Origin of the sequence: Paraniabella ginsengisoli, assembly GCF_022513635.1 — a bacterium.
In the GTDB taxonomy this organism is placed as follows: domain Bacteria; phylum Bacteroidota; class Bacteroidia; order Chitinophagales; family Chitinophagaceae; genus Niabella; species Niabella ginsengisoli.
Genome location: NZ_JAKWBL010000002.1, coordinates 315,052 through 335,743 on the forward strand (window position 1 = coordinate 315,052; position 20,692 = coordinate 335,743).

A 20,692-nucleotide genomic window follows, 5' to 3' on the forward strand; every position below is an offset into this window, starting at 1 on the left:
TCTAGTTGCTTTTACATATTTGCGCATTCAAAAAAACAGTATTTTGCTAATAGGTGGTTTGATCGTGGCATTCATTTTTGTTATATTCTTTACTTCTTCCCTATTAAACTCATTAGTTGAAACTACAGAAACATATGAAGGACTAAGAAATAAAAGTTCTGCAGAAAGCACCGCGCGTGCATTTGCTCGATTACCAGTTGGTATAAAACAAGTAGCGTTAGCAGTTAATAGTCAAATTGCACCCGCTGTCCCAATTTGGAGAAATTGGTCAGGTGATATTTCCAAAATTAATAATTATGGGGGTTTTAATTTGAGAGGATATTATACCCCATGGCGTTTTATGGAAGGAGTAGGAGCAATCTTTAATATATTTATGTGGAGTTTTATTATTGCAGGTTTTCGCAGAAAAAATATAAGGAGTAGGATTTTTCAACATAAAGAAGTAATATATTTATTTTTTGTGGCATTGTTATTGCTTTTATTGGCCACTTCAGATATTAATGTTAGAAGAATTTTTTGCGTTTATCCAATTCTTTTTTAATAGGAATGTTTTGCTATTCCAAATTTACAAACTCTTTAAAAAAATCAGTAATTCGTAACTCATTCATAGTTGTTATATTATTACATATCCTATGGATAATTATACTTAACTGATTTGACTAAAGCTTACTCAAAAATAATTAAATAATTTAAAAAATGTCAAACCCAAAAAAGGGATATTACATATTCGTAAGTTTAGTTTGCATACTTCTTATTTTGAATCAAGCAAATTCGCAGACCGTCCCCAAAAATATACCTGCAAATTTAATTCCTCCCAAGATAAAATTTAATATTAGTAGTACTTTTTTCGATTTAACCAACCTGCTTCCCAAAAATTACGTTACTGATGGTAGCGTTAATTATACTGTACAACTTCAAACAGGAATAGACAAATATCAAAATGTTAAACTTCCCAATTTTCCTGTAAAAATTAATGACATTGGACTATCATTAAGAAGTAACTCTAACCTCCTTTTTCAAAATAACTCAAAATTAATATTAGCTCCAAGTAATAAGGAAAGTTATGAAATCCTGAGACTTCATAATATTGAAAACGTTAATATTTATAATCCTCAGATTATAGGAGATAAAGATAATCATATAGGCAATTTGGGACAATGGGGTATGGGCATTTCCATCAAATCTTCTAATAATATAAAAGTTTATAATGCCTATATCTCAAAATGCTGGGGAGATGGTATCTATATCGGTCGATTGAGGGAAACAAAAACCCAAAAATACGCTCTATATTCTAGCGACATATATATCACCAATTCATTAATTGATAATAATCGACGAGATGGAGTTTCTATCATTTCTGGTGTTGGAATAAGCATCCAAAATTCAACTATCAGCAATACATTAGGTGTATCTCCAAAAGCAGGCCTAGATATAGAACCCAATAGCGCAATTGAATTTTGTAGAGACATTAAAATTGAAAATTTGATCACTTTTAACAATAGCGGCAGTGGAATAATTCTTGCACTTAACGCACTTTCTCAAAAAATGCACCTTCTAATGCTATTGATATATCAATAATTAATCATAAAGATTATATGTCTAGATCTGGTATTCGGATAGCAGGATTTAATCCTAAACGAGTTTCGAATTATAAGGGTTTAATGGGTAAAATAGTTATCAAAAATTCACTTTGGACAAATAACATAGGTGTGCCTGTTGTTATTGATGCTCTACAGCATCTTTCGGCAAATATTTCTTTTACCGATAATTTTTATATAAAAAACGGTAGGCATGCACGAGTTTATAAAAACTCTGATTTTTTACAAAATAACAAAGGGTTAAAATCATCTAATGATAAAATTAAGATGAGATAGTTTTACGATAATATGCAAAGACATGAAAAATGTAGCATTTTTTGTCACAGGATTGGATAGTGGGGGTATTGAAAATTATTTACTAAGGTTTCTCACCTTGAAGTCACAAGACTTTAATGAAATTACCGTTTTTTGTAAAGGTGGTAAAGGGGGCAATTGGAAAGCCAGTATAATGCTTTACCTAATCTGCATATCATAAAGGAAAAAATAAGTTATTTTAATCCATTTGATTATTTAAAGGTAATTAATTTTTTTAAAGGTTCTAAAATTGATGCGGTTACTGATTTTACTGGAAATTTTGCAGGATTAATATTGTTTTGCGCTAAACGCGCTGGTGTTCAAAAAAGAATATCCTTTTATCGTGGAGCTACAGATCATTTTAAAGAAGATTTATTTAGAAATTTGTATAATAATTTTGTGAAGAAGGTAACCCTAAAATATGCCACGAACATTTTATCAAATTCGATCGCAGCATTTAATAATTATTTCCAAAACTGGGAAAAATCTGAAAAATTTAAGGTGATATACAATGGGGTAAATGCTAGTAAATTTGAGCTTAGTGATGAAGATAATTTAAGGCAGGATTTTAAAATACCTTCCAGTGCTTTTATTGTGGGTCATGTGGGACGATACAACATCGCTAAAAATCATAATACTATTATGGATGTTGCAAGAGAATTAATTAAAAGGCATAATGATATCTATTTTATTTTATGCGGAAATGGAGTAAGAGAAAATCTAACCCAGTTTGTGAAAGATTATAATCTGCAAAATCAAATTTTTCTTTTTGAAAATCGAACAGATATTCCAAGATTTATTAATACTATGGACTGCTTTTTCTTTCCCTCAATAACAGAAGGGCAGCCCAATGCATTGGTTGAAGCTATGATAATGGGCAAGCCATTTGTGGCTTCAAATATTGAATCCATTAAAGAAATGGTTGCTCCTACGAATTATAAATATTTATTTCCTCCTCAGGATCGCAATGCTTTCATTATAGAGTTAGAAAAGCTTTTTCTTAAACGTCCAACAAAAGACGTTAACCTTAAACAATTTGCTATAAATAAATTTAATCATGAAATACTGTTTCAGGAATTTTTTATAATTATTGACAAATGAAAACAGGTAGAAAAAAGTTTGAACAAAAAAAGAAGTTATTATCTTTTTTAATAAAGATTGCAAAAATATTTCCCAAATCATTACTTATATTTTTTGGGACTTATTCTCATCCTTTTCTCAAATATTTTTTATTGGGATACGGTATATTATTCTTAAAGCGCTTGCTGAAAATTGTGGAGACAATGTAAAAATTGGAACAAATGTTCAAATTCTAGGCTGGGAAAATTTTACTATTGGAAATAATGTAAGTATACACGCTAATTCATATATAGATGCTACAGGAGGGATAATTATAGGTAATAATGTATCTATGGCACATAACAGTACTATTTTATCCTCATCTCATACGTGGGATGACCGTAATATTCCAATAAAATATAACCAATTAGTAATGAAAAAAACGGTCATAAAAGATGATGTTTGGATTGGATGCGGGGTCAGGATTTTAAGTAATATTTGTGTAAATTCTAGATCTATAATTGCTTCAGGAGCAGTAGTTACCAAAGATGTTCCATCCAATGTAATTGTTGCTGGTCTTCCTGCAAAACAAATTAAAACAATATGAAGCTTTTATTTGTACACGATCATCCGTTTTTCCCAGATGATCAAGAAGTATTTAGTGGTGGAGGATTGCCATCAAATGTTTGGAACAACTACTTAAACAATTTTTCTAGAATAGATGTGTATGCACGCAAAAGTTGTAATTCTAAAAATAGAAAAGTTATATCTTCTAATACTAATGTAAATTTCCATTTAACTGATAAATACAACTCCATTAAAGAATTGATTCTGAATTATAAACTACTTGTTTACGAACTCCAACAAATAATAAAAGACACCGATCTTGTACTTGTAAGATTGCCTAGTATATTAGGTTTTATAGCTGGCAACTTGGCCTTTAAAATGAATAAAAAAATATGGGTCGAACAAGTTGGTAGTGCAAAAGAGTCTATGTCGACTCATGGGAGCTTACTAGGTAAAATTTCTGCTCCAATAGCAGAAACGATTAATAAGAAATTGATTAAAAAAGCTGATTTTGTAACATACGTTACGCAAAAACAATTACAACTAAAATATCCTGCACATCATAATGCTTTAACTGCTTCCATAAGTAATGTTATTATTAAAAAAGTTATTCAAGTTCAGGATTTGGATCTCTCAAGATTTTATGAGAAAAAACTTAAGATTTGTTTAATCGGCGGCTTCGATGTAAAATATAAAGGACAAGGAATATTATTAAAGGCCATAAAAATTCTTGATAAAGATATTCAACAAAACATTGAGATATATTTAGCTGGAAAAGGTGAATACAATTGGATTCTAAACATAGCTGAAGACTGCGGGCTTATAAACAATATAAAATTTATTGGGCAGTTATCTGCAGGTGATGCAATTAATAGCTTATTGAAAAAAACTTCATTATATGTTCAACCCTCGTTAACAGAGGGGTTGCCTCGGGCAACAATTGAAGCAATGAGTATGGGATGCCCTGTTTTGGCTAGCAATGTGGGAGGACTACCTGATATTATTTGTAATGATTACATTCATCCAAAAGGTGACTTCAAAAAATTAAGTGGACAAATTCGAGAACTATTTTCTGATAGAAGCGCATTGGAAAATATGGCAAAAAAAATATCGAAGTAGCAATACCTTATGAATTAGAACACTTGGTTAGTCGCAGAAATGAATTTTATCATCAAATGAATAAGGTTCTTTAAAATTTTAAAATAAAGTCACATAGAGTATTCATGAATAAGCGTAAGCAGCGTAAAATGCAAATTTTTAGAATCTCCACCGTTTCTCATTCCCTTTCTATTTTATTGAAAAATCAGTTTTTGGGGCTAAAAAATATGGATATGAGTACACGTTAATCTGCTATCCTGATGAACATGTTAAGAAGCAAGCAATTAAAGAAGCAACGACATTTTATCCCTTATTAATATCGCGTAAATTCAGTCCTATCTCCGATATTATGCAAGTCGTTCATTTATGTAGGTATATTCAATCGAATAAACCTGATATTATACATACTCATTCGCCAAAAGCAGGTTTAGTCGGAATGTTAGCGGGATGGGTAATGCGTATAAAATGTAGAATTCATACTGTTGCAGGGCTACCATTAGTTGAAAAACAAGGTATTTATAAATATATACTCATCAGCGTTGAAAGACTTGTTTATGCTTGCTCACATGTTGTGGTATTTAATTCTCCTAGGCAAGCTCAATATGTAATTGAAAATGGGTGGATTTCACCTAAAAAGGTAAAAATCATAGGAAAAGGAAGCAGCAATGGTATAGACCTAAGCTACTTCCAAAAAACACAAGCAATACAAACTGAAGTTAATAAATTAAGAAACGAATTGGCCATTCAAAAAGATGACCTAATATTGAGTTTCGTAGGAAGAATTGCTTTGCCTAAAGGTATTGAAGAACTTGTTAATGCATTTTTACTACTTGAAAATGAATACAATAACTTGAACCTGATTTTAGTAGGGTCTGCTGATAATGTAGATCCTATTAGTCATGAAATATGGAATATAATTAATACAAATTCTAGAATCCATTGGCTGGGATACAAAGAAGATGTACGTCCTTATTTTCAAATTACAGATATTTTTGTTTTTCCCTCTTATCGAGAAGGGTTCCCGCAGATTATTATGCAAGCGGCTGCAATGGAATGCCCAATTATTGCTACCGATATTAATGGGGCTAATGAAATTATTGAGAATGGTAAAAATGGTTTGTTGATATCTCCAAAATCTACTACTGAAATTGTTGCCGCTGTAAAGAAACTAATAGAAGAACCTGATCTAAGAAATACCTTTTCCCGGCAATCTCGCAACGCTATGATTAATGGATTTGACCAGGAAAAATTTTGGCAAGGATTGGATGATTTGTACAAAGAAACCCTAAATCGCTAAGTTAAATTAATAATGAACTTATGTGGATATAACTATTATCGAAAAACGACTTTGAAGGAGTTTTAGTATTTAATTTATTTGAAACTGGAATTTGTAATTATAGCACAATGCATAAAAATTTACTTTTTACAGGGGGTAATGGTTTCTTAGGTTTAAATGTAATTCCATTGTTAAAAAATAAAGGGTTTAATGTTCGATCTTTAGGGTTTCAGAATTGCGATATAAACATAGACATTACAAAACCATTCCCTGAGTTGACAGAAAAAATCGATATTGTTTTTCATGCTGCAGGAAAAGCACATAGCGTTCCCAAAACAGATAAAGAAATTGAAGCTTTTTATAATGTTAATTATAAGGGAACAAAAGGACTTTGCGAGGCACTGCAAAAATCACCTCCAGAGTATTTTATCTTTATTAGCACAGTGGCCGTTTATGGCTTAAATACTGGCGAAGATATTGACGAGAATTATCCCTTAACGGGGATTGATCCATACGCCAAAAGTAAAATTTTGGCTGAAAATTATTTAATAGAATGGGCAGCCAAAAACAATGTGAAATTATTTATTTTGCGGCCTTCATTAATAGCTGGTAAAAATGCTCCGGGAAATTTAGGTGACATGATAAAGGCAATTAAAAATGGAAAATATTTAAATATAGCAGGGGGATTAGCTCAAAAGAGTATTTTGTGGATTGAAGACTTTGTTGACATTGTTGAACTTATTATAAAGTCTGACAGAAACCTGGGAATCTATAATGTCTGTGACAATCATCAACCTACATTTTTTGAATTATCAGCTAAAATAGCTAAGTTATTAGGGAAAAAAACACCTGGCAACGTGCCCTATTTTATTGCTAAAAGCTTAGCGCTTGTTGGTGATATAATTGGAAGAAAATTTCCTCTTAATTCAAAAAGGCTCGAGAAAATTGTTAAGCCACTGACGTTTTCTAACAATAAAATAAAATCGGAATTAGGCTGGATAGCCAGCAATACAGTAAATAAATTTGTTGTATGAGAATGTTAAGAATTTGAAAGCATTCCTAAAGCATATATATACCAATTGGGTTACAAAAAATAATAAAACCGAATTCAAATGTCATTAGTATTCAATATAGAAAAATTCATTGGCGAAGCCATAACACATCGTTCAGAAAGTCTTTTTGCAGATGATTTGAAAAGCTTTGAAGTCAAACTCAGAACAGAAATAGAAGGCAAGAAAGTTTTAGTAATTGGTGGTGCGGGCACCATCGGTTCCTCATACATTCGAGCTTTGGTAAAATATAATCCTGCTAAGTTAATTGTAGTAGATATTAATGAGAATGGATTGACAGAACTAGTTCGCGATTGCCGGAGCCGCAAAGACACTCCGCTTCCGGCAGATTTTAAAACTTATCCTATAAATTTTAATGATAAGGTTTTTGCGAAAATATTCAACCAGGAAGGACCGTTTGATATTGTTGCCAACTTTGCAGCGCACAAACATGTTCGGTCAGAGAAAGATATTTATTCGATCGAAGCAATGATTGATAATAATGTAATACGCGCCAAAGGTTTGCTCGATTTGCTGTTACAAGCCCCTCCTAAACATTTCTTCTGCGTTTCAACTGATAAGGCTGCTAATCCTGTGAATGTAATGGGAGCAAGTAAAAAATTGATGGAAGAAGTTATTCTGTCTTATTCAGAAAAGATGAAAATCACTACAGCACGTTTTGCGAACGTTGCATTTTCTAATGGAAGTTTATTGGCAGGCTTTATAGAAAGGGTATTGAAACAGCAACCTCTATCTTGCCCCGCAGATGTGAAAAGGTTTTTTGTTTCGCCCGATGAGTCAGGTCAAATTTGCTTATGTGCTTGTATTCTCGGTAATTCTGGGGAGATTTTTTTTCCAAAGCTGGAGGAAGAAACCATGGTGAAATTTGCTGACATTGTAGAACCTTTTTTAAATAAAATTGGCTACGATATAAAAGTGTGCGGAACAGAAGAAGAGGCAAGAAGTGAAGTTTCAAATATTCAAAACGGTACTTACCCTGTTTACTTATTTGAAAGCAATACAAGTGGTGAAAAAATGTATGAGGAGTTTTATACAGATGATGAGGACGTTGATAATAATACATATAAAGCCTTTGGTGTTATCAAAAATGCAGAACGTAGAAAGATCGATGAGTTAGAAACTATTATAGATACGCTCAAAAAAGTATTTGAATCAGATAATACAGATAAAAAAGATATAGTAGTGGCACTTGGTAAAATGATACCTGGTTTTGAACATATTGAAACGGGCCTTACGTTAGATCAAAAGATGTAGTTATTTCAATAAAAAACATTTAAAAGAAATCCTTTCCATTAGCATATTATACCATGTATCGTATTATAAAAAGATTGATCGATTTAGTTGTCTCGCTAATAGCATTTGTTATCCTCCTGCCTTTTATGCTGCCCATAGTAATTATTTTGCTTCTCACTGGCGAACATCATGTGTTTTATCTGCAAAAGCGTATTGGTTACAAAAACAAATACTTTAATATTTACAAGTTTGCAACCATGTTGAAGAATAGCCCCAATATGGGTACAGGCTTGATTACATTAAGAAAAGATCCCAGGCTCCTGCCGATTGGTGGTTTTTTAAGGATGACAAAAATTAACGAATTGCCACAAATACTGAATGTAATTAAAGGCGATATGAGCATTGTTGGTCCACGGCCGTTAGTTGATAAAACATTCAATGCCTATCCACCCGAGATACGTGAAAAAGTTTACGATTCTGTTCCGGGTATTACAGGAATCGGTTCGATCATATTCAGGGATGAAGAAGAGCTTTTGACAAATACAAAAATGGACCGGCAGCAATATTATGATACAGTAATAGCTCCTTATAAAGGAGAACTTGAGATGTGGTATAATAAGAACAAAAGCCTTGCTGTAGATTTTTGGATTATCTTTCTTACGGCATGGGCTATCATCAGTCCCAAAACACAATTACAATATAAAGTTTTTAAAGACTTGCCAAAAAGATCTCTTTAAAATTTCGTTGGAAGGCTCTATTTTAAATAGTATATGTTTGGTGTTTTTCAAATTTGCTCATAACTGTGTTTAATTTACCTTCACCCCATGAAGGTCCTTCAATTCACCATACCAGTCGCGCACGATAAATCCGTGATCAGCCAGGAGGACAGGCAACCTTATTTCTATCCCTATTTACATCGCCATGTAGAAGTGCAACTTACGCATGTAATAAAAGGCAGCGGAACTTTTGTTGTAGGTACTAATATTTATGCTTTCAATCCCGGCGATATATTTTTTATCGGAGCCAATCAACCGCATATTTTTAAAAGCAGCCTGGAATACTTTCAGTCCGATCCTGAAAAAGACACACATGCTTTAACCCTGTTTTTCGATCCTTTAGAAAAGCTAAAAAACTTGTTTATCCTGCCCGAAATGAAGGTGGCTAAAACATTTATTGACCATCATGCTACCGGATTTAAAATCCCCAATATTTACACCTTAGTTGTTGCTGAAAAAATAAAGGCTATACATAAAGCGAAGAATATTGACAGGTTGTTTTTGTTTTTTGATCTGCTCAAGCATTTAAATTCGATCAATAATTATTTGGAACCATTGTCAACTGGCATGCTCGATAAAGTAAGTGAAGCCGAAGGTATGCGTATTGGTCGCGTATTTGATTACGTTATGCAAAACTATCATTCCGATGTATCACTACAGAGTGTGGCCGATATTGCACACATGACGCCACAGGCATTTTGCAGATATTTTAAAAAACAAACCGGCAATACCTTTGTAGGTTTCCTGAACGAAGTAAGAATCAACGAGGCATGCAAAAAGCTCACTAGTACCAGCCTCGAAAGCGTTTCAACAGTTGCGTACACAACTGGGTTCAACAGTATCACCAACTTTAACAGGGTATTCAAATCAATTGCTGGCAAATCTCCATTGGAATATTTAAAGGACTACAAAAAAGCATCTGGTATCGAAATAGAGGCTTAGTGTGGTGTGTATATTAATTTTTTGCCGAAGGCAAACTTTGTGTTCTTTTATTTTCGAAGAACATGAATCTTTCTTTGCGAACTTTGTGTGAAAACTTACTAAATTTCAATGCTGTTAAAATATAGCTTAATACGGATAAATTATGTTTATTAATGTACGAATGGCTTTTCTACTTTTGTATGCATAAAAATTAAAACGCTATGACATTTCAATGGAAAGGTGTAATGCCTGCTTTAACTACAAAGTTCACATCAGATGATGAGCTCGATCTTCCCTTATTCGAAAAAAACTTAGAAGCGCAATTAGCTGCAGGCATCGAAGGTATTATACTTGGAGGTACGTTAGGCGAAGCAAGCGTTTTAACTAACGACGAAAAAGAACAACTGATAAAGTTTGCAATAGAAAAAGTTGATGGCAAAATTCCTGTAATATTAAATATCGCAGAAGGCAGTACCAGACTGGCTTTGGAGCAGGCCGAGCTTGGAATGGAATGGGGTGTTGATGGATTGATGATGTTACCTCCGATGCGTTATGTGCCCGACCATCGTGAGTTGGTTACTTATTTCAAAACCGTAGCGAACCGTACGGACCTGCCAATTATGATCTACAATAACCCCGTCGACTATAAAACGCTGGTAACACTCGATGCTTTTGAAGAACTGACAGATTGTGCTAATATCAATGCAGTAAAAGAAAGCACGCGCGACGTTTCAAACATTACAAGAATGCGTAACAGGTTTGGTGAGCGGTATAGTATTCTTTGCGGCGTAGATACATTGACACTTGAAGAATTAGTAGCTGGTGCTGATGGTTTGGTGGCTGGTCTTGTTTGTGCATTTCCTGCAGAAACCGTGGCATTGTACAAACTCATCAAGTCCGGGCGAATTGCAGAAGCGATCGAGATTTACAGATGGTTCTTACCATTACTCGAACTCGACATTCATGTAAAACTGGTGCAGTATATCAAGTTGGCCGAGCAGCAAACCGGAATAGGAAGTGAGTACGTGCGTGCACCACGGCTTACATTGATCGGTGAAGAAAGAGAAAGAATTTTAAATATCATCAATACGGGTATCGCAAGCAGGCCAGACGTGTCGGGCATTATAGCAGAAAATGTATCTGTTATTGAACCAGCATAGAATATATGGCATCTTCCTTGTGTCACTCTCTTGTACTGCAGAACAAATATCAACCTACATATTCGCAGCGCAAATCGGAAGACCAAAACAGATGTATAAATATATTTTATAAAATGCCGTCAGTACACGAATGTGTCTTTTGCATATCAATGATACTGTTGAGTTAAATAATCAAGGTCATTAACTTAAGCCGTCATCTCGACCGCAGGGAGAGAACTCCTTGTTTTATAAATGATGCTAACTACAGGTGATGCCTCCTTACGTCGGCATGGCGCCCGTTAAGCTAAGGACATTGGTTAATAATTTTCTTTGTTGTATTATTCGTGCATTCGTGGCAAAGAATATACATCTGTCATAAAATATAAAGCAGGTGTGAAAATGTTGGTTAAAATCCTTAAATTAACAACATTGTTTTTTGAAACCACAATATCCAATTAGAAATTAAAAATCAGGAATTCAATTATGTTTAACGATGCAACTGTAGATCAAATAGACGAAGTTTTGAAAAGTGCATGGGCGGCTTTTCATGTGTATAGAAAATGTTCTCTTAAAGAACGTGCTGGTTTTATGCGCGCCATTGCCAAACAAATAGAGGCTTTAGGCGATGAATTAATAACCGTAGCCGGACAAGAAACGAATTTGCCGGAAGCCAGGTTAAAAGGTGAGCGTGCACGCACTATTTACCAATTGAACTCCTATGCCGAGGCATGCGAAAAAGGCGATTGGCTGGAAGCCCGTATTGACACTGCTATTGCAGATAAAACACCGCCAAAACCAGATATCAGGAAAATGCTGGTGCCGCTGGGCCCTGTCGTTGTTTTCGGCGCCTCTAATTTTCCATTTGCTTATTCAACTGCAGGTGGAGATACTGCAACCGCCTTTGCAGCAGGTTGCCCGGTTATTGTAAAAGCACATCCGGCACATGCACAAACAAGCGAATTGGTAGCACGCGCTATTAGCAAAGCGGTGGAAGAATGTAATCTCCCAAAAGCTGTTTTTACACATGTGCATGGAAAATCTTTTGAAGTAGGGCAGGCCTTGATAGAGCATCCTTACACGAAAGCCGTAGGATTTACCGGTTCTTTTGCAGGTGGTAAACAATTATTTGATTGGGCCAACCAGCGCAAAGAACCTATCCCTGTTTTTGCGGAGATGAGCAGCATCAACCCTGTTTTTCTACTTGCCGAAAAAATGAAAACATCAGCAGTTGAAGTGGCTAAACTATATGCAGGTTCCATTACTTTAGGTGTAGGACAGTTTTGTACAAATCCTGGTTTATTAATAGGTTTAGAAGGTACCGACCTGGGTCAGTTCGTTTCCACATTGGCATCGGAAATAAAAACAATTGCTCCTGCTACCATGTTGCACGATGGCATTTGCAAAAACTATGTTGCAAAAAGAGCTCAGGCTCTAACGCAACCTGATGTTGAAATCGTTGCTTTATCTGAAATTGAACCTAAGGACAATCAAGGAATACCAACAGTAGCAATGGTTAGCGGAGATACGTTTATAAATAATCCGATTTTACATCAGGAAGTTTTCGGGCCTTATTCGTTAGTTATTAAATGTAAAGATGTTCTGCAAATGATAGAAGTAGCTAAACATATTGAAGGGCAATTGACAGCAACCTTAATGGCGACTGATCATGACATCAGAAATAACCAGGAACTGGTGGATACGGTTCAAAACCTCTGTGGCCGCTTTATTTTAAATAGTGTACCGACAGGTGTAGAAGTATGCTTAAGCATGCAACATGGCGGGCCATTCCCATCCACAACCGATTCACGCTTTACATCAGTTGGTGCAGACGGAATCAAAAGATTTGCGAGACCGGTGGCGTTTCAAAACTGGAGTAACGATCTTTTACCGGATGAACTGAAAAATGAAAATCCTTTAGGTATTTGGAGAACGGTGAACGACGACCTTTCTAAAAACGTGATTGCTTAAAAGAGTAAAGATCATTCAATATTTAAAACTTCCTCTCTTTTAGGAGAGGGCTGGGGTGAGGTAATATGAAGCATACTTTCGACTGCATCGATGCACATACATGTGGCAATCCTGTGCGATTAGTAAAAAATGGTGAGCCTGTTTTGAAAGGCAATACCATGAGTGAAAAGCGTCAGCATTTTCTGAAAGAGTATGACTGGATACGCACCGGGCTTATGTTTGAGCCCCGTGGCCATGATATGATGAGTGGAAGCATTTTATATGCTCCGCATGATCCGGCCAATGATGTGGCAGTGTTGTTTATTGAAACCAGTGGCTGCCTTCCTATGTGTGGGCATGGAACTATTGGTACCATTACAATTGCCATTGAAGAGGGATTGATAAAGCCAAAAGCGCCTGGTATTGTACGTATGGAAGCACCGGCAGGTTTGGTAATGATTGAATATAAGCAGGAGGGACGTAAAGTGAGATCTGTGAAACTTACCAATGTACCATCCTTTTTACATTCCTCTGAATTAACTGTAAACTGTCCGGAGTTAGGCGAGTTAATTATTGATGTTTCTTACGGCGGTAATTTTTATGCTATTGTTGATGTACAAAATAATTTCAAAGGGATTGAGCATTATAGCGCTGATAAACTAATTGCCTGGGCGCGCGAACTGCGAAAAAATATTAATGAAAAGTATGAGTTTGTGCATCCTGAAGATGATACAATAAATGGATGTTCTCATATTTTGTGGGCAGGTTCCGTTCTTGATCCAACTTCAACTGCGCGGAATGCTGTTTTTTATGGTGATAAGGCAATCGACCGAAGCCCTTGTGGCACGGGCACTTCAGCCCGTATGGCGCAGTGGTATGCAAAAGGGAAACTAAAGAAAGGAGATGCATTTGTACATGAAAGTATTATTGGAAGTAAATTCATTGGTAGGATAGAAGAGGAGTTGACGGATGCTTTTGGCATTAAAGATAAAAAAGCAATCAGGCCTTCTGTCGAAGGATGGGCAAGGATCTATGGCTATAATAGCATTTGGATTGATCCGGATGATGATCCTTATGCACATGGCTTTCAAGTTATCTGAACCAATGGTTTTCACGCAAAGCCCGCTAAGAAGGCAAAGAAGCAACATTGTTTTCGTCGTTTTCTTTGTTTCGTTGTGTGAAATATTAATGGACAAATTAATCCAATAAGCAGTATGATCAAAGCTCATTCAATCCAAATCAAATAAATCAAGGTTCATACATGAATATTGTAATTGTTGGCGGTGGCATTATTGGTTTAACCGGTGCTTATTATCTTAAGAAATCAGGGTTTGATGTAACTGTTATTGATAAAAATGATATTACAGATGGATGTTCTTTTGGTAATATCGGTTATGTTTCACCTTCGCATTTTATTCCATTAGCAACACCTGGCATCATAAAGCAAGGCGTAAAATGGATGATGAGTTCAAGCTCGCCCTTTTATATTAAACCCAGGCTTAATGCAGATTTGATGCGATGGGGACTCACTTTTAAAAAGTCAGCAAATAATCAGTTGGTTGAAAAAAATGCACCGCATTTAAATAATCTGTTGCAACTGTCAAGGCAATTAATGACTGATCTGAAAAATGATTTGGATGATTTTAGCCTGGTTGAAAAAGGTATTTTCATGCTTTACAAATCTGAATTAACAGGAAAGCATGAAAAAGAAATGGCCGAGCAGGCTGAGGCATTTGGATTAAAAACAATTGTGTGTAATACGCAACAGGTTCAGGAATATGAAACGGAAACAGAAGTGGATGTAGCCGGAGGTGTTTTGTATTTAGACGACTGTCATGTTAATCCGGAAAAATTAATGCAAAGCTTATATAAGAAATTAAAAGAGCTTGGTGTTTCATTTCATCTGAATACAACTGTTACTGGTTTTGAACGAAATGGAAATAAAATATCGGCAGTAACAACAGACAATGCAAAAATACAAGCCGATGAAGTTATTATAGCCAACGGATCATGGATGGGGAGTTGTCTAAATTATTAAGCATTCAAATTTTGTTACAACCTGGAAAGGGTTACAGCATGGTGTATGATGGATTGCAAAATAATTTGATCTATCCGTCTATTTTGGTGGACGACAGAGTTGCAACCGCGCCTATTGATCGATGGTTGCGCATTGGTGGGACAATGGAACTTAGTGGGCATAGCGAACGGGTGCTGCCCAAAAGAGTGATGTCCATTTACAATGCTTTCAAAAAATATTATCCTAAAATGAATCTGCCTTTGCCAAATGCAGAAAAAGCCTGGTATGGGTACAGGCCGGTTAGCCCTGATGGGTTGCCTTATATTGGAAGGCATAGCAAATACAGTAATCTTACTTTTGCCGGTGGCCACGCTATGATGGGTGTGAGTTGCGCTACAGGAACTGGATTGTTACTTAACGAATTGATTCAGCATAAGCCTACAAGTATTGATGTAAAAGCGTTCAGCCCAGAGAGGTTTTAGTGTTTTGCTGTATCGATTTAATGGGTCATTAAAATTGCTCATCCATATTCTACAGATGAACGGAGCGTCGCAAGGGACGATCAGTTATGTTATGTTGCTGGGAACATAACATAAATATCATTCTTTCATCATCTCTAATAAAACAGCAGCAACTTCTTCTGCATTGGGTTTGCTAAAATAATCACCGTCGCTTCCATAAGCAGGCCTGTGATCTTTTGCAGTAATAGTACGTGGCGATACATCTAAATATTTATAACCGCCCTGCTCTTCCATTACTTTGTTGAACATATAACCCGCTGCTCCACCCGGAACATCTTCATCAACAAAAACAATACGGTTTGTTTTTTTCAGCGACTCAAGTATCATGTGGTTTCTATCAAAAGGTAGTAGGGTTTGTACATCAATAAGCTCACAGCTAATTCCTAATGGTTCTACCAATTTCATGGCCTGTTGCACAATTCTTATAGTTGAGCCATAACTTACAATCGTGATATCAGATCCTTCTTTTAATATTTCAGGGATACCTAACGGAACTGTTAGCTCATTCAAATTATCGGGTAGTTTTTCTTTTAGACGATAACCGTTAAGACTTTCCACCACAATCGCCGGGTCATTACTTTTGAGCAGTGTATTGTACATGCCTGCAGCCTGTACAAAATTTCTGGGAACGCAAACATGCATGCCACGAACTGCGTTAATGATCATACCCATTGGAGAACCGCTATGCCAGATGCCTTCAAGCCGATGGCCTCTGGTTCTCACAATCAGCGGACAACTTTGTTTTCCGGCACTCCTATAAAACAAAGAAGCTACATCATCAGTAAGTGGTTGCAAGCCATAAATCAAATAATCGAGATATTGTATTTCAGCGATGGGCCTTAATCCGCGTAGCGCCAAACCAATACCTTTTCCCATGATCGTCAGTTCGCGAATTCCTGTATCGAATATTTTTTACTACCGTATTTTTTTGTAAACCAGCAAAACCCTGGTTTACATCGCCTATCTGTCCGAGGTCTTCGCCAAAAGCTATTACTTTAGAATTAGTTGCGAAGACACCATCAAAATATTTATTGATGATCTGATAGCCATTAAGACTGGGCGAGGTGTCGGTTATAACAGGTGCAATGGCTTCAACATTTAAAGCACTTTTTGGGCCGTCATCATATAAGTACGTATTGTAAATGGTAGCACCATCTTTTTTAAGTTCGGTATAATAATCGGTAGCTTCGGAAGTAGCTTTATCACCACACAGAAGCAAAGATTTATATACACTTTGTAAACTGTTTTTGCGTACTGGTTCTCTTAATGATCTGAGGTCTTTTGAGATCTTCCTTAATTCATCTTCATGCTCGGGATTATCGGGTATCAGCGCTTCAATGATTTCGCTGCTTTTTTGTGTTAATTCTTTTAGCGGAGCTTGGTATTCTTTCCAGGCTCTATCCTTTGCCTCTTTCACATTTTGCCTGGCATCCTGTTCTATCTTTTTAAGTAAAGATTCATCTGCAAGGGCATTTTCCAATATCCAGGATTTCATTTTTTTGAGACAATCCCTTTCCTTTTCCCATACCAGTCTTTCTTCACTTTTATATCTTTCGTGACTACCAGAGGTACTATGGCCTTGCGGTTGTGTTAATTCTTCAATATGAAAAATAACAGGTGTATGCGTTTCTCTCGCTAATTGCACACCTTCATCAAATATTTCCACCATGCTCATATAATCCCAACCTTTCAATGCAGCAATATAAAAGCCATTGGTGCCTTCTTCTTTTTCAAAGCCTTTTAATGCTTTTGATATAGATCCTTTTGTAGTTTGATACTCACGCGGAACAGAAATACCATATCCATCATCCCAAACAAAAATTACCAGCGGTACCTGCAACACGCCTGCTGCATTTACTGCTTCCCAAAAATGGCCTTCACTGGTAGAAGCATCACCAATGGTACAAAAGCAAACTTCATTGCCATTGTCGGATAAGTTTTTGAACTGTTTGAGGTCATCCACTTCTCTGAAAAGCTTGGATGCAAGAGCAATTCCTACCGATCTTGGCATTTGTGAAGCCGTCGAAGACATGTCCGTACATGTATTCTTTATTTCAACAAGATTGGCCCATTCACCATTTTCTTCAGTGTTACGGCTGGTGTAATGGCAATTCATTTGCCGGCCTGCGCTAAAGGGTTCTCTTTCAGCATTAGGATCAGCATATAGTTGTGCGAAATATTGTTGCGGAGTCGATTCTCCCATTGCAAACATCATCGTCTGGTCGCGGTAATAACCGCTTCTCCAATCGCCTGGTTTAAAGAATTTGGCTGCGGCTACCTGGGCTACTTCTTTACCATCTCCAAAAATTCCGAATTTTGCTTTCCCTGTAAGTACTTCTTTGCGGGATAAAAGGCTGGTTTCTCTGCTTAAACAGGCTATATAATAATCGTGCAGCACACCGTCTTTAAATTTCTCAAAAGACAGCATTTCATTAGTTTCTGCAAGTCCGGAGTGTAATATATCCATTCGACAAAAATAGGTAGATGCGTTTATATGTGAATATAACGAATTAATAAGCATTTTAGTATGGGTCTTATGTCGATAAAATCTAAATCATTATCTGTATCACAGTACTTTAAAAGCTTTCATAGTAAATCGTATTTATGCAACTTTTTCAGATATTATTTCATCCGTATAGCGTAATATCTTTTTTTCCTAAATAAAGATTAAGCATGTATATAAATGAATACAAAATTTAGCATATTTTATTTCATCTTTTTAAATACTTTTGTAATTCTATTTTGATTAATGGTAAATTTTTAGTTATGAAGCAAATCAGCCTTATTCTTTCATTTTTTTCCTGCTTTCTGTTAATACAATTAATGCGCAAACCGCTAATGTTAAGGCTTCAGCTTCATCAGCAGATGGTGCCATAACAATGGTTAAAGACAAGTATGATATTGGTAAAGTGCCTCAGGGGCAGCCTGTTACTTTTTACATGGAATTTGTAAATCAAACTAAGAAACCATTAGTTGTTAAAAGTGTAATGGCTGGTTGTGGTTGCACAGTTCCTGAAAAACCAAAAGAGCCGATCATGCCTGGAAAAACCGGAAAGATAAAAGTTGCATATAGTGCGCCCAGCGCTGGTCCTGTAAATAAAGATGTAGAGATTTACCTGGCCGGATACAATGAGCCAAAAATCGTTTACTTTACCGGTGAAGTGGTTGCAAAAAAATAGTTACTTTTAAAATTATTTTTAAACCCCTTCAAGTCAAACTGGAGGGGTTCATTTTTTTATAGATATTAAAACCTTTCAATAAATGCTTACAGTATCACAACGAGGTGTTCAAATGCCCGCTTCTCCCATTAGAAAGCTGGTTCCTTTTGCAGAAGCTGCAAAAAAGAAGGGTGTTACCGTGCATCACCTGAATATTGGCCAACCCGATATTGAAACACCTCCGGCCATTATGGATGCTGTAAAAAATGTGGATATGCCTGTGCTTGAATACAGCCACAGCGCTGGTAACGAAAGTTACAGGCGGCGCCTGTCTGAATATTATTCAAAAAAGGCTTTGCAGTAAATTATGATGAGATCTTAATTACAACAGGAGGTAGCGAAGCCATATTATTTGCTTTTTTGCGTGCCTTGACGCTGGAGACGAAGTGATCATTCCGGAGCCATTATATGCTAATTACATTGGCTTTGCATGCGAAGCCGGGGTGAATGTGATACCGATTCGATCTACCATTGAAAATGGTTTTATGCTGCCGCCGGTAAACGAGTTTGAAAAAGTAATAACCGCTAAAACTAAAGCTATTCTCATTTGTAGCCCCAATAATCCTACAGGTTATTTATATAGTAAAGAAGAGATGATAGCTTTGGGAGCTATTTGCAAAAAACATGGGCTTTATTTTTTAGCGATGAAGCTTATCGTGAATTTTGTTATAGTGGCGATGAACATACCAGTGTCATGCAGTTGCTTGGCATAGAAAACCATGCTATTCTTTTGGATACTATCAGCAAAAGATATAGCGCATGTGGCGCACGTATCGGAGCTTTGGTTACTAAAAACAAAGACGTATATAATTCTGTTTTGAAATTTGCCCAGGCGAGGCTTAGCCCTCCGGGCCTTGAGCAAATTTTGGGTGAAGCAGCCATTGATCTTCCTGATGATTTTTTTAATGAACCAAAGGCAGAGTATCTTTCCAGAAGAGATTTGCTTGTTAGCAGATTAAATCAAATGAATGATGTGTTTTGTCCCAATCCGGGCGGCGCATTTTACGCCATAGCAAAATTGCCAATTGACGATTCTGATAAATTCTGCCAATGGATGCTGGAAGAATTTACATTTAATAATCAAACCGCAATGTTTGCTCCCGCTACCGGCTTTTATATTACACCTGGTTTAGGGCTTAACGAAATAAGGCTGGCTTATGTCATCAATAAAGAAGCTATAAATAATGCGATGGATTGCCTGGAAGAAGCGTTGAAAGTTTATCCCGGCAGAACTAATTAGAGTGTTTGTGTAATATCTCTTTAACCAGATCCTGATCTAAATCAGGGAACAATATGGGAGTTTCGGGTACTTGCTGTGCTATAGCTTCGGTTAAGGTCAGTTCCCACCAACCAACATCACACCATTTGTCCAATTTGAAGCCGACATTTTTATAGGTAGCAAACCAGGTAAATCCCAGCCTTTCATGGAAGCCAACGCTTTCAGAATTGGGTATGGTAATTACAGCGTAGACCTTATAAATGCCTTGTGCTTTCAGCAATTCGAACAAAGCAGCATACAGTTTTGAGGCAACTCCTCTCTTTTTATACTCCCTATCCACATAAACAGAACATTCCACTACCCACTGATAAGCAGTCCGTTCACGATATGCTGAAGCGTAAGCATATCCTATAATCTTGCCATTTTCTTCCATAACAAGCCATGGGTATTTTTCTGAATAATTGGTGATTCGTTTTTCAAATGTTTGTATATCAGGTAACTCTGTTTCAAAAGTTATATACCCTTGCTGTATGAATGGAGCGTAGATAGTACGTATTTGACTTGCAAATTGAGGATTTGCTATAGATAACTTCATATTATGAAAAAATATATTTGAAAATAAAATTCTATATTGCAATCAAAAATAACTTAAATTATATATTTTTGAATTTATAAAAGCCATATGTGATCATTTATTAATTATTATCTATTTTTTTAATGTAAAACCTCTTTATTATGC

21 protein-coding genes and 1 pseudogene are annotated in these 20,692 nt (G+C 36.0%); 19 read left to right on the forward strand and 3 right to left on the reverse strand.

Annotated elements, in window-relative coordinates:
• Positions 1-43 precede the first annotated feature (43 nt).
• The 16 genes from MKP09_RS12815 (at position 44) to MKP09_RS26120 (ending at position 15,477) form a co-directional block, all read left to right on the forward strand.
• Positions 44-541 (forward strand): hypothetical protein, encoded by a 498-nt coding sequence (locus tag MKP09_RS12815; RefSeq protein WP_240830403.1) that lies wholly within the window; start codon positions 44-46, stop codon positions 539-541.
• Between the two features lie 215 nt (positions 542-756).
• The gene (locus MKP09_RS12820; protein WP_240830404.1) at positions 757-1,578 is read left to right on the forward strand and encodes a right-handed parallel beta-helix repeat-containing protein; all 822 of its coding nucleotides are present in this window, start codon (positions 757-759) and stop codon (positions 1,576-1,578) included.
• A 17-nt stretch (positions 1,579-1,595) separates the two neighbouring features.
• Positions 1,596-1,874, forward strand: coding sequence for a hypothetical protein (locus MKP09_RS12825; protein WP_240830405.1), 279 nt, complete (start codon positions 1,596-1,598; stop codon positions 1,872-1,874).
• Between the two features lie 156 nt (positions 1,875-2,030).
• A complete protein-coding gene (locus tag MKP09_RS12830) occupies positions 2,031-2,993 on the forward strand; it encodes a glycosyltransferase (protein WP_240830406.1) in 963 nt (320 codons plus the stop codon).
• Between the two features lie 310 nt (positions 2,994-3,303).
• The gene (locus MKP09_RS12835) at positions 3,304-3,558 is read left to right on the forward strand and encodes an acyltransferase (protein ID WP_240830407.1); all 255 of its coding nucleotides are present in this window, start codon (positions 3,304-3,306) and stop codon (positions 3,556-3,558) included.
• Complete coding sequence (locus MKP09_RS12840) at positions 3,555-4,637, forward strand: glycosyltransferase (protein ID WP_240830408.1); 1,083 nt, start codon at positions 3,555-3,557, stop codon at positions 4,635-4,637. The genes MKP09_RS12835 and MKP09_RS12840 overlap by 4 nt, the downstream gene beginning before the upstream one ends.
• Before the next feature lie 175 nt (positions 4,638-4,812).
• Positions 4,813-5,913 carry a glycosyltransferase family 4 protein gene (locus MKP09_RS12845; RefSeq protein WP_317235343.1) on the forward strand — a complete coding sequence of 367 codons (1,101 nt, stop codon included), beginning with the start codon at positions 4,813-4,815 and terminating at the stop codon, positions 5,911-5,913.
• 107 nt (positions 5,914-6,020) lie between these two features.
• The gene (locus tag MKP09_RS12850; protein ID WP_240830409.1) at positions 6,021-6,926 is read left to right on the forward strand and encodes an NAD-dependent epimerase/dehydratase family protein; all 906 of its coding nucleotides are present in this window, start codon (positions 6,021-6,023) and stop codon (positions 6,924-6,926) included.
• A gap of 78 nt (positions 6,927-7,004) precedes the next feature.
• Positions 7,005-8,216 (forward strand): SDR family NAD(P)-dependent oxidoreductase, encoded by a 1,212-nt coding sequence (locus MKP09_RS12855; protein ID WP_240830410.1) that lies wholly within the window; start codon positions 7,005-7,007, stop codon positions 8,214-8,216.
• Positions 8,217-8,269: 53 nt separating this feature from the next.
• Entirely contained in the window at positions 8,270-8,932 is a 663-nt protein-coding gene (locus tag MKP09_RS12860) for a sugar transferase (RefSeq protein ID WP_240830411.1), read from the forward strand.
• An 87-nt stretch (positions 8,933-9,019) separates the two neighbouring features.
• Positions 9,020-9,913 carry an AraC family transcriptional regulator gene (locus MKP09_RS12865; RefSeq protein WP_240830412.1) on the forward strand — a complete coding sequence of 298 codons (894 nt, stop codon included), beginning with the start codon at positions 9,020-9,022 and terminating at the stop codon, positions 9,911-9,913.
• A gap of 200 nt (positions 9,914-10,113) precedes the next feature.
• Complete coding sequence (locus tag MKP09_RS12870; RefSeq protein WP_240830413.1) at positions 10,114-11,052, forward strand: dihydrodipicolinate synthase family protein; 939 nt, start codon at positions 10,114-10,116, stop codon at positions 11,050-11,052.
• Positions 11,053-11,514: 462 nt separating this feature from the next.
• Entirely contained in the window at positions 11,515-12,999 is a 1,485-nt protein-coding gene (locus MKP09_RS12875) for an aldehyde dehydrogenase (NADP(+)) (protein WP_240830414.1), read from the forward strand.
• 65 nt (positions 13,000-13,064) lie between these two features.
• The gene (locus MKP09_RS12880; RefSeq protein WP_262915353.1) at positions 13,065-14,078 is read left to right on the forward strand and encodes a 4-hydroxyproline epimerase; all 1,014 of its coding nucleotides are present in this window, start codon (positions 13,065-13,067) and stop codon (positions 14,076-14,078) included.
• Positions 14,079-14,239: 161 nt separating this feature from the next.
• Positions 14,240-15,016 (forward strand): NAD(P)/FAD-dependent oxidoreductase, encoded by a 777-nt coding sequence (locus MKP09_RS26115; protein ID WP_262915354.1) that lies wholly within the window; start codon positions 14,240-14,242, stop codon positions 15,014-15,016.
• Between the two features lie 11 nt (positions 15,017-15,027).
• Positions 15,028-15,477 carry an NAD(P)/FAD-dependent oxidoreductase gene (locus MKP09_RS26120; protein WP_262915355.1) on the forward strand — a complete coding sequence of 150 codons (450 nt, stop codon included), beginning with the start codon at positions 15,028-15,030 and terminating at the stop codon, positions 15,475-15,477.
• Positions 15,478-15,594: 117 nt separating this feature from the next.
• On the opposite strand, the gene MKP09_RS12890 is transcribed toward MKP09_RS26120, so the two are convergent.
• Positions 15,595-16,392 (reverse strand): alpha-ketoacid dehydrogenase subunit beta, encoded by a 798-nt coding sequence (locus MKP09_RS12890; protein WP_240830416.1) that lies wholly within the window; start codon positions 16,390-16,392, stop codon positions 15,595-15,597.
• A complete protein-coding gene (locus tag MKP09_RS12895; RefSeq protein WP_240830417.1) occupies positions 16,343-17,983 on the reverse strand; it encodes a thiamine pyrophosphate-dependent dehydrogenase E1 component subunit alpha in 1,641 nt (546 codons plus the stop codon). Before MKP09_RS12895 ends, MKP09_RS12890 begins: the two co-directional genes overlap by 50 nt.
• 412 nt (positions 17,984-18,395) lie before the next feature.
• On the opposite strand from MKP09_RS12895, the gene MKP09_RS12900 reads away from it, so the two are divergent.
• From MKP09_RS12900 to MKP09_RS12910, 3 genes and pseudogenes are all read left to right on the forward strand, one after another.
• Positions 18,396-18,695, forward strand: coding sequence for a DUF1573 domain-containing protein (locus MKP09_RS12900; protein ID WP_240830418.1), 300 nt, complete (start codon positions 18,396-18,398; stop codon positions 18,693-18,695).
• 82 nt (positions 18,696-18,777) lie between these two features.
• Complete coding sequence (locus MKP09_RS12905; RefSeq protein WP_240830419.1) at positions 18,778-19,038, forward strand: hypothetical protein; 261 nt, start codon at positions 18,778-18,780, stop codon at positions 19,036-19,038.
• 82 nt (positions 19,039-19,120) lie between these two features.
• A pseudogene (locus tag MKP09_RS12910) lies at positions 19,121-19,974 on the forward strand (pyridoxal phosphate-dependent aminotransferase).
• On the opposite strand, the gene MKP09_RS12915 reads toward MKP09_RS12910, so the two are convergent.
• The gene (locus MKP09_RS12915) at positions 19,967-20,548 is read right to left on the reverse strand and encodes a GNAT family N-acetyltransferase (RefSeq protein WP_240830420.1); all 582 of its coding nucleotides are present in this window, start codon (positions 20,546-20,548) and stop codon (positions 19,967-19,969) included. The pseudogene MKP09_RS12910 and the gene MKP09_RS12915 sit on opposite strands and share 8 nt — an antisense overlap.
• Positions 20,549-20,692: the final 144 nt, after the last annotated feature.